The organism is Paenibacillus sp. Cedars, from assembly GCF_003184205.1.
In the GTDB taxonomy this organism is placed as follows: Bacteria; Bacillota; Bacilli; order Paenibacillales; family Paenibacillaceae; genus Paenibacillus_AQ; species Paenibacillus_AQ glucanolyticus.
In genome coordinates this window covers 3651740-3668085 of the sequence record NZ_CP020866.1, presented here as the reverse complement: position 1 = coordinate 3668085, position 16346 = coordinate 3651740, and the positions used below count along the sequence as shown (strand labels likewise).

19 protein-coding genes are annotated in these 16346 nt (G+C 47.4%); 18 read left to right on the top strand and 1 reads right to left on the bottom strand.

Annotation, left to right across the window (positions count from 1 at the left end):
* The first annotated feature begins 32 nt into the window (after nt 1-32).
* From amaP to B9D94_RS18445, 18 genes are all read left to right on the top strand, one after another.
* Nucleotides 33-572, top strand: a complete 540-nt coding sequence (gene amaP, locus B9D94_RS18525) for an alkaline shock response membrane anchor protein AmaP (protein WP_006209371.1) — start codon at nt 33-35, stop codon at nt 570-572.
* Between the two features lie 15 nt (nt 573-587).
* Nucleotides 588-821 (top strand): DUF2273 domain-containing protein, encoded by a 234-nt coding sequence (locus tag B9D94_RS18520; protein ID WP_006209372.1) that lies wholly within the window; start codon nt 588-590, stop codon nt 819-821.
* Nucleotides 822-998: 177 nt separating this feature from the next.
* Complete coding sequence (gene nusB, locus B9D94_RS18515; RefSeq protein WP_006209373.1) at nt 999-1457, top strand: transcription antitermination factor NusB; 459 nt, start codon at nt 999-1001, stop codon at nt 1455-1457.
* Nucleotides 1458-1515: 58 nt separating this feature from the next.
* Nucleotides 1516-2376 carry a bifunctional methylenetetrahydrofolate dehydrogenase/methenyltetrahydrofolate cyclohydrolase FolD gene (gene folD / locus B9D94_RS18510; protein ID WP_036636766.1) on the top strand — a complete coding sequence of 287 codons (861 nt, stop codon included), beginning with the start codon at nt 1516-1518 and terminating at the stop codon, nt 2374-2376.
* A gap of 1 nt (nt 2377) precedes the next feature.
* A complete protein-coding gene (gene xseA, locus B9D94_RS18505; RefSeq protein WP_148247679.1) occupies nt 2378-3748 on the top strand; it encodes an exodeoxyribonuclease VII large subunit in 1371 nt (456 codons plus the stop codon).
* The gene (xseB, locus tag B9D94_RS18500; protein ID WP_063479098.1) at nt 3738-3998 is read left to right on the top strand and encodes an exodeoxyribonuclease VII small subunit; all 261 of its coding nucleotides are present in this window, start codon (nt 3738-3740) and stop codon (nt 3996-3998) included. The genes xseA and xseB overlap by 11 nt, the downstream gene beginning before the upstream one ends.
* 22 nt (nt 3999-4020) lie before the next feature.
* The gene (locus tag B9D94_RS18495) at nt 4021-4896 is read left to right on the top strand and encodes a polyprenyl synthetase family protein (RefSeq protein ID WP_152825305.1); all 876 of its coding nucleotides are present in this window, start codon (nt 4021-4023) and stop codon (nt 4894-4896) included.
* Nucleotides 4897-5006: 110 nt separating this feature from the next.
* A complete protein-coding gene (dxs, locus tag B9D94_RS18490) occupies nt 5007-6914 on the top strand; it encodes a 1-deoxy-D-xylulose-5-phosphate synthase (protein WP_006209378.1) in 1908 nt (635 codons plus the stop codon).
* A 19-nt stretch (nt 6915-6933) separates the two neighbouring features.
* Nucleotides 6934-7806 carry a TlyA family RNA methyltransferase gene (locus B9D94_RS18485; protein ID WP_148247678.1) on the top strand — a complete coding sequence of 291 codons (873 nt, stop codon included), beginning with the start codon at nt 6934-6936 and terminating at the stop codon, nt 7804-7806.
* Nucleotides 7807-7874: 68 nt separating this feature from the next.
* Nucleotides 7875-8366 (top strand): hypothetical protein, encoded by a 492-nt coding sequence (locus tag B9D94_RS18480; protein WP_006209380.1) that lies wholly within the window; start codon nt 7875-7877, stop codon nt 8364-8366.
* A gap of 17 nt (nt 8367-8383) precedes the next feature.
* A complete protein-coding gene (gene argR / locus B9D94_RS18475) occupies nt 8384-8833 on the top strand; it encodes a transcriptional regulator AhrC/ArgR (protein WP_006209381.1) in 450 nt (149 codons plus the stop codon).
* A gap of 41 nt (nt 8834-8874) precedes the next feature.
* Nucleotides 8875-10614, top strand: coding sequence for a DNA repair protein RecN (gene recN, locus B9D94_RS18470; RefSeq protein WP_148247677.1), 1740 nt, complete (start codon nt 8875-8877; stop codon nt 10612-10614).
* 100 nt (nt 10615-10714) lie between these two features.
* A complete protein-coding gene (spoIVB, locus tag B9D94_RS18465; protein ID WP_148247676.1) occupies nt 10715-12049 on the top strand; it encodes a SpoIVB peptidase in 1335 nt (444 codons plus the stop codon).
* Between the two features lie 195 nt (nt 12050-12244).
* A complete protein-coding gene (gene spo0A / locus B9D94_RS18460; protein ID WP_006209384.1) occupies nt 12245-13048 on the top strand; it encodes a sporulation transcription factor Spo0A in 804 nt (267 codons plus the stop codon).
* Between the two features lie 163 nt (nt 13049-13211).
* Nucleotides 13212-13799, top strand: coding sequence for a tyrosine-type recombinase/integrase (locus tag B9D94_RS18455; RefSeq protein ID WP_253806000.1), 588 nt, complete (start codon nt 13212-13214; stop codon nt 13797-13799).
* Between the two features lie 32 nt (nt 13800-13831).
* On the top strand, nt 13832-14014 hold the full coding sequence (locus B9D94_RS31555) for a hypothetical protein (RefSeq protein ID WP_253805999.1): 183 nt from the start codon (nt 13832-13834) through the stop codon (nt 14012-14014).
* A 417-nt stretch (nt 14015-14431) separates the two neighbouring features.
* A complete protein-coding gene (locus B9D94_RS18450) occupies nt 14432-14683 on the top strand; it encodes a DUF7669 domain-containing protein (protein ID WP_148247675.1) in 252 nt (83 codons plus the stop codon).
* Nucleotides 14684-14696: 13 nt separating this feature from the next.
* The gene (locus tag B9D94_RS18445) at nt 14697-15275 is read left to right on the top strand and encodes a DUF1643 domain-containing protein (protein WP_172963968.1); all 579 of its coding nucleotides are present in this window, start codon (nt 14697-14699) and stop codon (nt 15273-15275) included.
* A gap of 435 nt (nt 15276-15710) precedes the next feature.
* Here B9D94_RS18445 and B9D94_RS18440 read toward each other — a convergent pair whose 3' ends face one another.
* Entirely contained in the window at nt 15711-16262 is a 552-nt protein-coding gene (locus B9D94_RS18440; protein WP_148247673.1) for a helix-turn-helix domain-containing protein, read from the bottom strand.
* Between the last annotated feature and the right edge of the window lie 84 nt (nt 16263-16346).

Here is a 16346-nt window from a genome sequence, read left to right as displayed (position 1 = left end):
ACTCTAATTTATAAGGGAGGCTGTGCTGAATCGTGGCCAAAATAATGGACAGACTTCTGCTGTTTATCTACAGCTTAAGCATCGGTGTTATATCCGTAGTTGCCATCCTCCTGTTGAGCGGCGCTGTTCCGTATACGTTAACGAGTGTGCAGGAACAACGTCTTTTCTGGGCTGGAATTATCGTAGCTGCGGTGTTGTTTTTGCTGAGCATTCGTTTCTTCTACATCTCAGTAAGACGTGATCGCTCGAACCTGAATTCCATTGATCAGCGTACAGAATTTGGCGATATCCAAATCTCTGTGGAGACGATCGAGAATCTGTGTCTCAAGGCTGCTTCACGCGTCCGAGGCGTAAAGGATTTGAAGTCCCGAATCAAAGTATCCCAGTCAGGTCTGGATATCGCGATTCGCGCCGTGGTTGATGGAGAGGAATCCATTCCAACGCTGACAACCGAAGTACAGAAGCAGGTGCACGACTTTGTTGAGGATACAACTGGAATACCTGTGTCATCCGTATCCGTGTATATTGCTAACGTGGTTCAGGCACCAAGCTTCAAGAGCCGCGTGGAATAGAGGTGAGCTTCCCAAATGCCCTGGAAAGAAATATGGGAGAGTCACAGAGGAAGAATTGCCGGCGTGACCGGCGGGCTTGTGTGCGGACTGATTTATTTATTATCCGGTTTTTGGGATATGTTGTTCTTTGCATTAGTGGTATTTATCGGCTATATATTTGGCAAACGTAAGGATTTGAAGCAAGGCTCCATGTTCCACTTTCAGGAATGGGGACGCTGGCTTTCTGAGCGTTGGCGGCCGTTTAAATGAACCCTGTGATATGCTTTCTCCGGAAAAAATGCTGAGGACAGGTTTAGTGCGCCTTTTTTGCGGAGAGAGATATTCACAGGTTTTTTTTTGGAGTTTTATTGTTGTCAAGTCTTGATGATAAATGGATCATACTAATTAGAAAAAATGGATTCAGGCAGGGTCCACAGGAGGAACGAAATGAAAAGACGTGTAGCTAGAGAGATTGTCGTTCAGAGCCTTTACCAAATGGAGATGAACGAAGTCGATAGCATGGAAGCCGTGTCGATGCTGCTCTCGGAAGCGGCCGAAGAGAATGAGACCGAGCGGGTAATCGGTGACGAAGTCCAAATGAAGGAGTATGTACTGCAGCTGGTTAACGGAACTTGGGAATCCAAGGAATCCATTGATGAACTGCTCGCTCATTATTTGAAAGGCTGGCAGGTGAGTCGTCTTTCCCGTGTGGATCGTCAAATTCTGCGTTTGGCAGTATATGAACTGAGTAGCCGTGAAGATGTGCCTGGGAAGGTTGCCGTAAACGAGGCAATTGAGTTGTCCAAGCATTTTGGAACCGATGAGTCCGGTAAATTCGTGAACGGCGTACTGGGCCGGATGATTCAAGAACTGGACCAAGTCAAACTGAAGTTGCGTCAGTCTTGAACTGTGCGCACTTAACGTAAAGGCCGCATCATTCCATCATAGTGGAGGAGAGATAAGGATGACAGCAGCAACGATTATTAGCGGTAAACAGATTTCCGAGGAAATTCGCAAGGGGATTGCGTTAGAAGTAGAACAATTGTCCAAGCAGAATGTACGTCCTGGTTTGGCTGTTGTACTTGTAGGTGATGATCCGGCTTCGCATGTTTACGTTCGTAACAAGGAAAAGGCATGTCAGGATCTGGGTTATTATTCGGAGGTGCATCGGCTATCCGCGGATTCCAGCCAAGAAGAAGTGCTGGCGCTGGTGGACAAGCTTAATGCCCAGGATTCCATTCACGGGATTCTGGTTCAGCTGCCTCTGCCCAAACACATCCATGAGAAAGCTGTCATCGACGCAATCTCGGTGGAGAAGGACGTGGATGGTTTCCATCCGGTTAATGTGGGTAACCTCGTAATAGGCGATGACAGCTTGCTTCCATGTACTCCAGCAGGTGTGATTGAAATGATTAAACGAACCGGCATAGAGATTGCGGGCAAGCATGCCGTTGTAATCGGCAGATCCAATATTGTGGGCAAGCCGGTGTCCCTCCTGCTTCAGCGGGAGAATGCCACGGTTACGATGTGTCATTCCAGAACTGCCAACATGGCCGAAATTGCTCGTCAAGCGGATATTCTGGTCGTCGCGATCGGCAGAGCCAATATGATCGATGCCAGCTATGTGAAACCTGGAGCCGTTGTCATCGATGTCGGGATGAATCGCCTGGAGAACGGAAAGCTTGCCGGGGATGTTGATTTCGAGAGCGTGAAGCAAGTGTCCGGCCCTATTACCCCGGTTCCCGGAGGCGTAGGCCCCATGACCATCACGATGCTGATGCAGAATACCTTGTTAGCCGCCAAAAGGCTGAATGGGTTGGCCTGATATGAAATCGGCAGATCCAGGACGCGTTTTATCCGTAAAGGATTTAAACCGTTATATCCGTATGAAAATGGAAGGCGACTCCCGGCTCTCAGATGTTTGGATCCGAGGTGAAATTTCGAATTTCACCCATCATTCCAGCGGTCACATGTACTTCACCCTCAAGGATGAAGGAAGCCGGATTCGTGCGATTATGTTTGCGACCCACAATCAGAGGCTCCCCTTTATTCCGAAGGAAGGCTCGCGGGTCATAGCTCGTGGAAACGTGTCGGTTTACGAACGGGATGGGCAGTACCAGTTCTATGCTGTTCAAATGCAGCCGGATGGTATCGGCAGTTTGTATTTGGCATATGAACAGTTGAAAGCCAAGCTGGAGGAGGAAGGTTTGTTTGCGGCTGATCGCAAGCGCCCCCTGCCGCTTTATCCCAAGACGATTGGCGTCATTACCTCGCCGACGGGAGCCGCTGTTCGGGATATTATGATTACCATTAGAAGGCGGTACCCTCAAGCGAGAACCATATTGTATCCCGTTCTGGTCCAAGGAAAAGGGGCAGCTCCTTCGATTGTTAAAGCGATTCGGACAATGAATGACATGGCTGAGGCAGACGTACTCATTGTAGGACGCGGCGGTGGATCGCTTGAAGAATTGTGGGCATTTAACGAGGAGATCGTAGCAAGAGCCATTTATCAATCGGACATTCCTGTCATATCGGCCGTTGGTCATGAGACGGATTTTACGATCGCCGATTTTGTTGCCGATCTCCGGGCAGCTACGCCAACTGCTGCAGCGGAGCTTGCGGTACCAAGCAGCGCAGAATTGAAGGGGCAGCTTGTTCAGGGACAGCGGCAGCTGAATCAGGGGCTTCAGCAGCGCCTGAAGCGGAGCCGTGAGCGTTTAGCTTCACTTCAGCGCTCTCCCGTCCTTGTTCACCCTCGCCGATACATGCTGCAGCATGCTGAGCGGTTGGACATGCTGTCACAGCGGCTGCACGGGAATTTGAAATCGCAGCTATCCCTGAGCCGTCAGCGGCAAAAATCACTGCATCAGGGGTTGATTCGGTACAATCCGCGCACGCAAGCGGAGTTTGCGGCGCGAAGGAAAGATCAGGCTAACCGCCAGTTAATGAATGCGATGCAGTCCATCATGAAATCCAGGCTGTCACAGCTTCAAACCGAAATGCGGCATCTCGATGCACTCAGTCCGCTTAAGATTATGTCCAGAGGGTATAGTCTGGTGTATGACGAGAAAGAGCAGAGACTCGTGAAGTCTTTAAAGGATGTGCAGTTGGGCGATTTGGTTAATGTGAGGGTCAGTGATGGACAGCTGCAGTGTCAAGTATGGGGAATGAAGGAGGATGAAGGGCATGGCGAATGAAACCGTGGAGATCAGTTTTGAAGAGGCAATGGCTCAGCTTGAGACCATTGTAGAGCAATTGGAAGATGGAGACGTACCTCTGGAGAAGGCCATCGATTTATTTCAACAGGGCATGAAGCTGTCGCAGATGTGCAGCCAAAAGCTGGAGCAGGTTGAGCAGAAGATCGAAATGATTGTTGAAGAAGGCGGGGAACTTAAGCGCAAGCCCTTTGGCGGGACGCTGGAGGAGACAGGTGAACTGGGTGAATAATAGACAACCGATCAATCAATATATGAATGAAATTTGTGACAGGCTTGATAGTGAGCTTACGAATCTTTTTCCTCCAAGTTGGAAAGTTCCTGAAACCCTTCACAAGTCCATGTCGTATTCTTTAATGGCAGGCGGAAAGCGTATGCGTCCGCTGCTTGTGATTGCTGCCTGCGAAGCGGGGGGCGGATCACGCGATGCCGCAATTCCGGTGGCATGTGCTGTTGAGATGGTCCATACATATTCGCTCGTACACGATGATCTGCCAGCGATGGATGATGACGATTACCGCCGAGGCAAACCGACAAATCACAAGGTATTTGGTGAGGCCAGTGCTATTTTGGCTGGTGACGCCTTGCTGACCCACGCTTTCTATAGCATAATTCAGGCTTCCAGACAGTTTGGCGTTCCGGCAGAACGCGTGCTGTCGATTGTGGAGGATCTTGCTGAGTATGCAGGGCCTCGGGGAATGGTAGGAGGCCAGGTTGCCGACATGGAGGGTGAACAAGGGTTGACGACGCTGGAGCAGCTGGAGTATATCCATCTGCACAAGACCAGTGATTTGATCATGTTCTCACTCATGGCAGGCGGGCATATCGCCGGATGCACGGAAGCCCAGATTGAGTCGCTTCGGACTTTTGGACACCACATCGGGCTTGCTTTTCAGATTCAGGATGATATTCTGGATCTGGTCGGGGATGAGTCCAAGCTTGGGAAGCCGGTACAGAGCGATGTGAAGCAGGAAAAAGTAACTTATCCGTACTTCATCGGTTTGGACCCATCAAGGCGAGAGGTTGAACGCCTGACAGCAGAAGCCAAGAGGGTTATCACCGAGGGGAATTTCAACGATCCATCCAGACTGCTCGAGATTGCAGATTTCTTGATGGCTCGGGACCACTAAGCGTGCATTACATGCATAAGGTTTTTTTGTGATATAATGTCTATTAATGGCTGATTCACAAGTCAGCCTCAGAAACGTAAACTTAATCAAGGAAAGCGGGGAGATTCTTCGTGCTTCTTCCAAATATCAAACATCCCAAACAACTAATGAACTTATCGGTGAACGAACTCGAGGATTTAGCTGTACAAATCCGTAATTTTCTAATTGAAAAACTGTCCGTTACCGGTGGCCATCTTGCACCGAACCTGGGAGTGGTTGAACTCACGCTGGCCTTGCACTATTGCTTTGACAGCCCTCGTGACAAGATGATTTTTGACGTGGGTCATCAAGCCTATGTACACAAAATCCTGACGGGTCGGATGGATCAGTTCGACACGCTCCGCAAATACAAGGGTTTGTGCGGCTTCGTTAAGCGTTCTGAAAGCGAGCATGATGTCTGGGAAGCCGGGCACAGCAGCACTTCGCTATCAGCTGCAATGGGAATGGCTATGGCACGCGATCTGAAGGGTGAGAACAATCGGGTTATCGCCATGATCGGGGATGGCGCCCTTACCGGCGGTATGGCGTTTGAGGCTCTCAATCATATTGGCCATGAGCAGAAAAAGCTGATAGTCATTTTAAATGATAATGAAATGTCGATTGCACCCAATGTGGGTGCCATGCATAACTATTTAAGCAAAATTCGTTCAGACCGCTTTTATCTTCGCGCTAAAGACGAAGTGGAGATGGTGCTGAAGAAGATTCCTGCCATCGGCGGGAAATTGGCAAAGACTGCGGAGAAGATGAAGGACAGCCTCAAATACATGATGGTTCCCGGCGTTCTGTTCGAGGAGCTTGGCTTTACGTATTTGGGACCTGTGGACGGACACGATCTGAACAAGCTGATCGATACGTTAAATCAGGCTGACAACGTAGATGGACCTGTTCTGGTTCATGCGGTAACCACCAAAGGCAAGGGTTACCGTCCTGCAGAATCAGATTCTCATAAATGGCACGGAATTACGCCTTATAAGATTGAATCCGGCCAAGTTCTTAAAGCCGTAGGAAATCCGATGTACACGGAAGTGTTCGGGCAGACTTTGGTTGAGCTGGGTGAGCAGGACAAACGCATCGTGGCCGTTACGCCAGCGATGCCAGGCGGGTCCGGCTTAATCCCGTTCAGCAAAAAATTCCCTGACCGGATGATTGACGTGGGCATCGCCGAACAGCATGCAGCAACACTGTGCGCAGCAATGGCAATGGAAGGCATGAAGCCTGTATTTGCCGTGTATTCGACGTTTATGCAGCGCGCTTATGACCAGATCGTGCACGATATTTGTCGTCATAACGCCAACGTTATGTTTGCGATTGATCGCGCCGGCTTTGTTGGCGCTGATGGCGAAACACACCAAGGGGTATACGACGTGGCCTTTATGCGTCACATCCCGAATATCGTCATTATGATGCCGAAAGATGAGAATGAGCTTCGTCATATGATGAAAACAGCTCTCGACTATAATGAGGGTCCGATTGCATATCGTTACCCTCGGAACAACGTTCGTGGTGTCCCGATGGATACCGAACTGGTACCCATTCCTATCGGAACTTGGGAAATCGTTCGTCCGGGTGAAGGATATGCCATTTTGGCTTCGGGCCCGATGGTACAATTAGCCGAGGAAGCGGCCGAGCAGCTTAAGCGGGAAGGCATTTCGGTAGAAGTCGTTAATGCACGGTTCCTTAAACCGCTCGATGGAGAGATGCTCAAGAATTTGGCAGAGACTGGTACGTCCATGCTGGTTCTAGAGGAGGTTTCCCAAGCGGGCAGTATGGGCAGTGCGGTTCTGGAGTATTTTGCAGAACAGGGAATACATGATGCAGTCGTATCCTTAATGGGCATTGAGGATCGGTTTATCGAGCATGGAAGCATTCCGCAGCAGCGTGAAGAAGTAGGGCTGACCCTGGAATCGGTGTGTCAGGAAATCCGGAATTTGAAGACCGCTCGGACCGCTGAGCTTGGCAAGAGAAGTTTTATGTCTTAGTAACGATCGGGAGTATAATATGGATTCATCTCAGAAAGAACGGATTGATGTCTTGCTCGTGGAGCAGGGATATTATGAAAGCAGGGAAAAAGCCAAAGCTGCGATTATGGCGGGACTGGTCTACGCTGGAACCGAGCGGATCGAGAAGGCCGGCATGAAAATCCCGAGGACGTCAGAACTGAAAGTCAAAGGCTCTGTTCATCCGTTCGTCAGTCGTGGGGGCTTAAAGCTTGAGAAGGCGATTCGTGAATTCGATATCGATATGAAGGAGCGCACGATGCTGGATATCGGCTCTTCGACTGGCGGCTTTACGGATTGCGCACTCCAGCACGGGGCAAGTTATGTATATGCAATTGACGTTGGCTATAATCAGCTGGACTGGTCATTGCGTAACGATGAGCGCGTGTGTGTCATGGAGCGAACGAATTTCCGATATATGACACCGGAGGATTTGAAGGGCCCACCGCCTAATTTCGCAAGCATTGACGTGTCGTTTATATCCCTCCGCATTATTTTGCCACCATTGAAAATGCTGCTGGGTAAACCCGGAGATGTTGCCGCTCTGATCAAACCTCAATTTGAGGCAGGGCGGGAGAAGGTCGGTAAATCCGGCGTGGTTCGGGATCCGAAGGTTCACAAGGAAGTTCTAACGCAGGTGCTGACTTTTGCTGAAGAGATAGGGTTCAAATTGAAAAATCTTACTTTCTCACCGATTACCGGAGGGGAAGGAAATATTGAATTCCTGGCCCACTGGCGTTTAGAGCCGGAGGTTTCTGAAGTTTCGGAAGCACCGATTCAGGGAGATGGACAAGATGCTGTCCACTTGAGTCAATGGATTGACACCGTTGTAACACAAGCGGCTCATACATTTACGGGAAACTCATCGAAATGATGGGTTTCTTTTGCTGAAAAAGAGGAATTTATGTTCTCATCCGCGAATACAAAATTCGAGGTGAGAGGATGAATGAGCGTTATGATTGGTTATTAATGATATTGCTTGGTGTCGTCATTGCCTTGCTTATCGGCTATAGGCTGAATCGTTGGCTGATGTCACCATCACCGGACCGGCTGCCGGGTATCCCGATCAATGAGCGAATACCAGATCATCCAGCGATTGGGATGCTTGAAGAAGAAGGATATGATGTGGTTGGGGGTAAAGTAAAAATAAACTTATCTTTCGAAACGGGACAGAGGCCGATCCATAGTCGTCTGTTTGTCGATTATGTTGCATCCGATGACAGCGGTGAGCTGTATATGGTAAAGGTGTCGCGGGACCGAATGCCGGTCGATTGGACAGGCTCGGGCATCCGTGACCGGCTCATGCCATTTTTGCTGCTGTATCCGGAATGTGCCGGGCTGCTCTATATCGATATGAATGAACAGGTCATTCACCGTTTAGGTTTAGATTGGTCAGACGAAGAATGGATCGGCAATGATGAATACAACAGTTAATACTCAGGAGGCTCTTTATGAAGGGACAACGCCATATTAAAATCAGGGATATAATTACCCACCATGATATTGAGACACAGGATGAGCTTGTGGATGCTTTGCGTGCTGAGGGTTTTCAAGTTACACAGGCTACGATCTCACGAGATATAAAAGAACTGCTGCTCATTAAGGTGCCAACGGATGATGGGCGTTACAAATACTCCATGCCGACTGATCAGCGTTACAATCCTGTACAGAAGCTCAAAAGAGCGCTGATCGATAATTTCGTATACATCGATCGTACCGGAAACCTTGTCGTCATGAAATGTTTGCCTGGAACAGCCAACTCGGTTGCGGTACTGCTGGATAATATGGAGTGGTCCCAAATTATGGGAACCATCTGCGGAGATGACACCATATTGTTAATTTGCCGTACGGAGGCCGATGGGGAACACGTTGTATCCCAGATCAATAAATTCATATCGTAAGTCAATGTCCTATATATAAGCAGGCTGTGGAGGTGTTAAGCATGTTAAACACGTTATCCATTCGTAATTTGGCAGTTGTTGAGAGTGTGGATGTGCAATTTTATCCGGGGTTTCATGTCCTTACAGGGGAGACTGGGGCGGGTAAATCCATTATTATCGATGCGCTTGGGTTAATTGCAGGCGGGCGCGGTTCTGCTGAGCTGATTCGCTACGGCTGTGACAAGGCGGAGATCGAAGCCTTATTTGAGCTTCCCATTGATCATCCGGTATGGAATACGCTGAAGGAGCTGGGTGTGGAAGCGGATCGGGAGGAACATTTGCTGATCCGAAGAGAGCTGACAGCCCAAGGGAAAAGCACGTCCCGTATTAACGGACAGCTTCTGAATCTAAGTATGCTCCGTGAAGTCGGCGAGAAACTGATTAATATCCATGGTCAGCATGAGCATCAAAGTTTGCTGCGTTCAGAGCAGCATATGAGCTTGTTGGATACGTACGGAGATAAGGTCATAGGACCTGCCAAGCGTAAATACCAGGAGCTGTACTCCGAGTTTAGTAAAGTGGAAAGAGAGCTTAGGGACCTGCAGGAGACCAGCCAAAAGGCGTATCAAATGCTGGATATGTATCGTTTTCAGCTGGAGGAAATAGCGGCAGCCGAGCTAAAAACAGGCGAAGACGAGGAACTTTCCGATGAGAGGACCAAGCTGTCCCATAGTGAGAAAATGATGGACTCCGTAGCAGGAGCATACGACCTCTTGTACGGGGCCTCGGGTCTCGAATCCGTCAGCCGGGCACTGTCGAAATTGGAAGATGTATCTGCTTATGACGAGAAGGGGTTAAAGCCGCTGGTCGAACAGCTTCAATCTGCGTATTATCAGCTTGAGGATGCCGTATTCCAGCTTCGCGATTATCGGGACGGGATTGAATTCAATCCCGAGCGGCTTAACGACATTGAGCTTCGTTTAGATATGATATCCGGATTACGCCGAAAATATGGGGATAATGTGGAGCAAATTCTGGAATACTACGTTAGAATTCAGCAGGAAACTGACATGCTGGAAAACAAGGACGAATTTATTCAAGCGTTGGAGCAGCGACGGGATGAGCTATTGAGCGTGCTTTTGGTTAGTGCTAAAGAGCTCAGTATTACCCGCAAGCAGTGCGCGCAGGATTTGGCACGACAAGTGGAAGGCGAGCTGAAGGATCTTCAGATGGAGCGAACCTCTCTGGAGGTACGTTTAGAGCTGCAGGTGGATCCTAACGGATATGAATATGAAGGACATCGAGTACGGCTGACCAAACAAGGAATGGATACAGCGGAATTCCTCATATCCGCCAATCCGGGAGAACCGCTGCGTCCGCTTGCCAAGATTGCTTCAGGCGGTGAAATGTCCAGAATTATGCTGGCGATGAAGAGTATATTTGCCCGTCATGATCAAATTCCGGTCTTAATCTTTGATGAAGTCGATACGGGTGTTAGCGGCAGAGCAGCCCAATCGATTGCTGAGAAGCTGTTTTTGCTGGCCAAAACCTGTCAGGTGTTCTCCATTACGCATTTGCCTCAGGTGGCTTGTATGGCGGATCATCAGTATCTAATCGAGAAGAAACTTGAAGCCTCCAGAACGATGACCCAAGTGGAGAACCTGACGGAAGAGGGGCGTGTAAAAGAGCTTGCACGGATGCTTGGCGGAGTCGAAATCACGGAAAAGACGCTGCATCATGCCCAGGAAATGCTCAATCTGGCGGCAGCGCAAAAGGCTTCCAGAAAGGCTTTGGGTCAATGATTGACAGTTATAAAACCTTAAGGGCAGGGTAACTTAAAGGTACGCAATTGGCGACCACCTTTTCGTCAAGCGAAAGAAGAAAAAGGGAGCGTGACAGCCATTGAAGCCTAACCTCAGGAGAAAACTGCTCGGTTTCGTTCTTGCTTTCCTTCTTTGTTTCCTTGGATCTGCTGATCCTGTCCAATCTTTTGCTTCATTGCCTGATGAGCTTAGGTTGATTTCCGGTCAGCAGTCCCGCCTGGATGTTGCCATGCCCGTTCAAGCACTCGCTTCAGTAGATCGTCCGGATGTCGTGCAACTCAACGGCTCCAGCGAATCGCAGCTTCAAGTATCATTGAAGCATCCGCTGCACTTAAATCCTCAGCAAAGCGGAAAAGCTGAAGTTACACTGAAATTATTCGGTAAAATTCCTCTGAAGACTGTACATGTCAAAGTGATGCCTGAACTCAAGGTAATCCCGGGTGGTCAAACCATCGGTGTCAAAGTGAAATCCTCTGGAATTCTCGTGGTTGGTCATCACCTGGTACGCGTTCAAAACGGTGCCAAAGTGTCACCCGGAGAAGCAGCAGGTTTAAAACTTGGCGATCTGCTTATGACGATGGATGGCAAGCCGCTTAATGACGTAACTAAGGTTGCAGATCTCGTGGAGAAGGCGGGCAAAGCCAAGCGGCCACTGGATATCTCTTTTAAGCGGGGCGGTAAAGAAATGAAGACCAAGCTGAGTCCAGCTTATGACCAGGAAGATCAAAGCTGGCGCCTTGGCCTCTATATCCGTGATTCTGCCGCAGGTGTAGGCACCTTGACCTTCTATGCACCCCACCAGAAAGTCTATGGCGCCCTGGGCCATGTCATCACCGATATGAATACTCAAACCCCTATTGAGGTTGGAAGTGGCCAGATCGTTCAGTCTAACGTCACGTCCATTAGCCGTAGTGAAGAAGGCGAGCCGGGAGAAAAACGGGCAACCTTCACGAAGGACGGCAAGATTTTGGGCAACGTCGAGCGTAACACCCACTTTGGCATTTTTGGTAAAATGAATGATCTGCCGGATCACGGGGTTTATCAGGAGCCGATACCGGTTGCCATGTCTCATGAGGTTCAGGAAGGCCCAGCCGAGATTTTGACCGTTGTTGAAGGTCAGGAAGTCGAACGCTTTACAGTTGAGATTGTTCATGTGTCCAAACAGGACGTTCCGGCAACGAAAGGGCTTGTGCTGCGCATTACGGACCCAAGGCTGCTCAAGAAGACAGGCGGTATCGTACAGGGCATGAGCGGCAGTCCAATCGTCCAAGACGGTAAGCTGATTGGAGCTGTAACCCACGTGTTTGTGAATGATCCCAAATCGGGATATGGATGCTTTATTGAATGGATGCTTCAGGATTCCGGTGTACTACAATCTACAGAGTCAACTCCTCAAAATCTTAAGGCAGGTTAATGCCTTGAGATTTTTTGTCGTAAAAGAACGAAATACAGATTAATTTGAAACAAAATATTTAATTATAAATCAACTTCAAAAAAAAATAAAGAAAAATAATTTTCGACAGAAGGAATTTAAATAAGCATGTCGAAAACTTTAAACACAAGAAAATGTTCTAAACTAATCACTGATCTGATAAAGGAGGAGCACGAATTGCAAAAGATCGAAGTATTATTGGCAGATGACAACCGTGAGTTTACAAACCTGCTTGGTGAATACATTTCGGATCAACAAGACATGGTGGTATCCGGAATCGCTTATAATGGCGAAGAAGTATTGAACATGATTGAGGAATCAGGAAAAGCACCAGATGTGCTAATCCTTGATATTATTATGCCTCATCTGGATGGACTTGGCGTACTTGAGCGTTTACGCGATATGAACCTGTCTCCACAGCCGAAAGTCATTATGCTCACGGCATTTGGTCAGGAGAATATTACTCAGCGTGCTGTGCAATTGGGTGCCTCTTATTATATTCTGAAGCCGTTTGATATGGAGGTTCTGGCTAGCCGCATTCGCCAGCTGGTTGGATCGCCAAGCAATATCTCGTCCAGCACGCCGTTTTCAAGCATGAAATCCAATGTGGTTCCTATGGGCAAGGGCAAGAATTTGGATGCGAATATCACATCGATTATTCACGAAATTGGCGTTCCTGCTCATATCAAAGGTTACCAATATTTGCGGGAAGCGATTACCATGGTATACAACAATATCGAAATTTTGGGTGCGATAACCAAAACACTGTATCCGGCAATTGCCGAGAAGTTCAAAACAACGCCTTCCCGAGTGGAGCGTGCCATCCGTCACGCTATTGAAGTGGCCTGGACGCGCGGCAATATCGATTCCATCAGCCATCTGTTTGGTTATACGATCAACATCAGCAAATCCAAACCAACAAACAGCGAGTTCATCGCGATGGTGGCAGACAAGCTGAGAATCGAGCATAAGGTCTCCTGAAAGCAAGAGCCGTAAGGCTTTTAGCGTGTCAAGGGCTATTGCAGTTTTGGCTATAAATATCCGAAAGCGGACGTTTTGAGCCAATAAATATCGAATGAGTAAGCCAACAAATACCGCTTGTTTATTGGGTTCCCAACAACCCTATAAAGGAGTGGTATTTCTTATGACAGACATGGAATTTCACATCGACAATTTTATGCTTTATTGCAGTTCCAAGAATCTTTCCCGCAAGACTTTGGCATCCTATGAACAAAGCCTTAAGCTGTTTACTCTGTTCCTGAAGCAGAGCTTTGATATTGAAGATGTGAAGAAAGTGCAATCGGGACATATTCGCCAATACATCAAGTATCTGCGGGAGCGGGGCAAGTACACGGTCGTCAACAAGGAAGAAAGCAAGAACATTAATCATCCCGATAACCGAAGCGATTATAAGAAGGACATATCGACGACAACCATAGCCAACTACGTTCGGAACATTAAAGTGTTTTTCAATTATCTGTACCACGCCGAGCGGGAAATTCCAAAGAATCCAGTGGACAGTATCGACAACCCTAAGCCTGAACGGAAGATGAAGAAGATACTGACGCCTGATGAAATCAAGCGAGTATTAAAGCAGTTTGATTCATCAACCATTCACGGCTACAGGAACTATATTATTACCAAGCTATTGCTGGATACGGGAATGCGAATTGGAGAATGCCTGTCCTTATTCCCAGAGCATTTTGACTATACCCCAATAAGAGCATCTTAATCACGAATCCGAAGAATAAGCAGGAGCGATATGTGTACTTCTCGTTCAAGCTGGCTAATGACATGAAACAGTGGATGAAGTACAAGGACAGATATTCAGAAAGCCCGTTCTTGTTTCCGACGACCAGAGGAACGCAACTTGAAGTACGCAATTATGAAAGAGTATTGCGCGAAGCGGGAGAACGGGTAGGGTATCCATCCATCCTCATCAACTGAGGAATAACTTTGCTAAGTACTATATCTTGAATAACGGGGACTGATTCAGCTTGTGCCGCATTCTGGGGCATAGCTCGGTCGAAGTAACTCAAAAAGCTTATCTAAGTATCAGAAGCATAGTCCTATCGCGCATATGGACGGGATTTGATTGCGGAGTGAAGCTCTAGGAGGCGTTTTTAGGCTCTTGAGGTTAGGAAAGCGGGGGGATTCTTAATAGATCGGGTTAAAAACCGTAATATTGTTCTCACCTCTTGAACGGATTGTAGCCCGCACAGAATATGAAAACAATGGATGCTGAATGCGGAAATGAATTAGACATTCACTCTAATCACAACACTCAATCACAATAGGAGCTTACTATTCTGGAAACTGAAGTTCATGGTAAGATGAGGAAAACCATGAGTGGAGTGATTTGCAATGAGGAAAGGAACTTGCAGGGATGAGTTATTGCTTGCAACGAGAGCGATAGTTAAAGCTAAGGGTGATAATCGGTTTACGCCTAAAGAAGCAATTGAGTTTATGAAGAAAAACAATACGACCTATGCTGAATCGACCATCAGCACTCATATCACTTCTAGGTGTTGCAGTAATGCCAAGAAACATCACGCTGTTACTTACAACGATTATGAAGCCCTAGGTAATGGTGTATATAAGCTTATCAATCCATAGGAGTGGACAATCATTGAAATCAAATTCGGCAAGGTCTAAAGATTATTATAGGCTAATAAGGATCAAACCAGATGACTACAGCTATACAGTTGGAAGGCACAGATATGTATTGAAATTCGAATCTGTTGTGCCAAGGAACTGTATGAGTGTAGCCATAATTCAGATGAATGGATCAAGTACAGATTGGAAGGATGCCAACAAACTAGATTGGAGTCCTGATCCGACTATTGGGAAGGTATTATGCTGGTGTAATGATAATGAGCAGGAAATCTTTGATAAAATTTACTGCTTAAATCTGTGGTCGTATGCTGATCCTCAACCACGAGGACTCAGGGGAAAGGGGAACGCTGAACTTAATCATGCCGTGAACGATAAATGGATTACTAAAATATGTAAGAATGTCGACTACGTAATCATCGCTCATGGGGATTGTAACGGCGTGGATTCCCATGTCTTCAAGCAGCGCAAAGAGCAATTGAATAAACTCCTTCGGGGATGTGACCTTTATCATGTTGGGGAGCTAACCAAGAAAGGGAATAACCCAAGACATGGCCGCGGATGGAATGGCGATCCTTCTCTAAATCCGTTATAAATTAGCTCGTTACATTGCCTGTCAAGGGAGAGATGCATTCAGTTCAACCTTAACAGGCAGAGCGATCCACTGACACTTGTCCTAATTCCTTGGCTGACAATTGGATGAATTACGCCATGCTGACGGTGTGCAGAGGGCTTGATCCATGCGTGACCTTCTTTGGGGGGCTAGATATTGCCTAACTCTAACTTGGGAGGTGTACAAACTCTTCATCAAGTTCTCTTAACAGAATTGAAGCTGATTCGTTATCTGTTATGAGTGAATACGTTATGTCGCGGCAAGTATCGTCTGATAAATGGTAATTACCAGCAATAAACGCTTGAAGTAATCTAATGTTCCTTCCAGTCATTTCTGATAATCGTTCTAAGGAATATCCACCTTTATGGAAGGCGTTTAATAATTGTCGAAGTTCGTCCTCTGCATTGATCATCGAAGTCATCCCTTTCTGCTTAATTCATCAATGGCAGCTTTCTTCCTTGCCCATGTATCTCTCCGAACTCTGAGCTTCTTAATTAAGCTGTTTACTTCCTCGATGAATTCCTCATGCTCCAGTACGCTCATCTCTACGATTTCGTCCACTTCCTCATACATTACTCCCGCTGGCGAATATGCCTTGAGGTTCAGATGCATTCGATGTGACGGTTCGATTAAGTCGAAGTTCTTGATGGAGGGTGTTATTCCGCAAATCGTAAACGGTCGCGGATCATTTCGGTAGTAATCCACCTGAAAAGCTTCGATTGGAACGGCCATGACTTGTGCGATTTTGGAGAGTACCGACGCTTTCAGCCCGTGTTGTTTTCCTGACTCGAATCTTGATAGCGTCGAGGGAGAGGTTTCAACTTTTTCCGCCAAAGCGTTAATCGAAAACATGCCTGAATTGAATGCTTCCGCTTTCTCGCGGATGAATTTGTGAATCTCGCCTGCCGTTTCAAAGCTTTGAAGCTGCTTTAAGTCATCGCTAGAAGTTTGGTAAGGAATCATTCCCATCAGCTACACGTCCTTTCTAATTGATATCATAACACTTTTGTTTCAAAAATGCAATAGTATGTATTGCAAAAGTGAATATAAGTG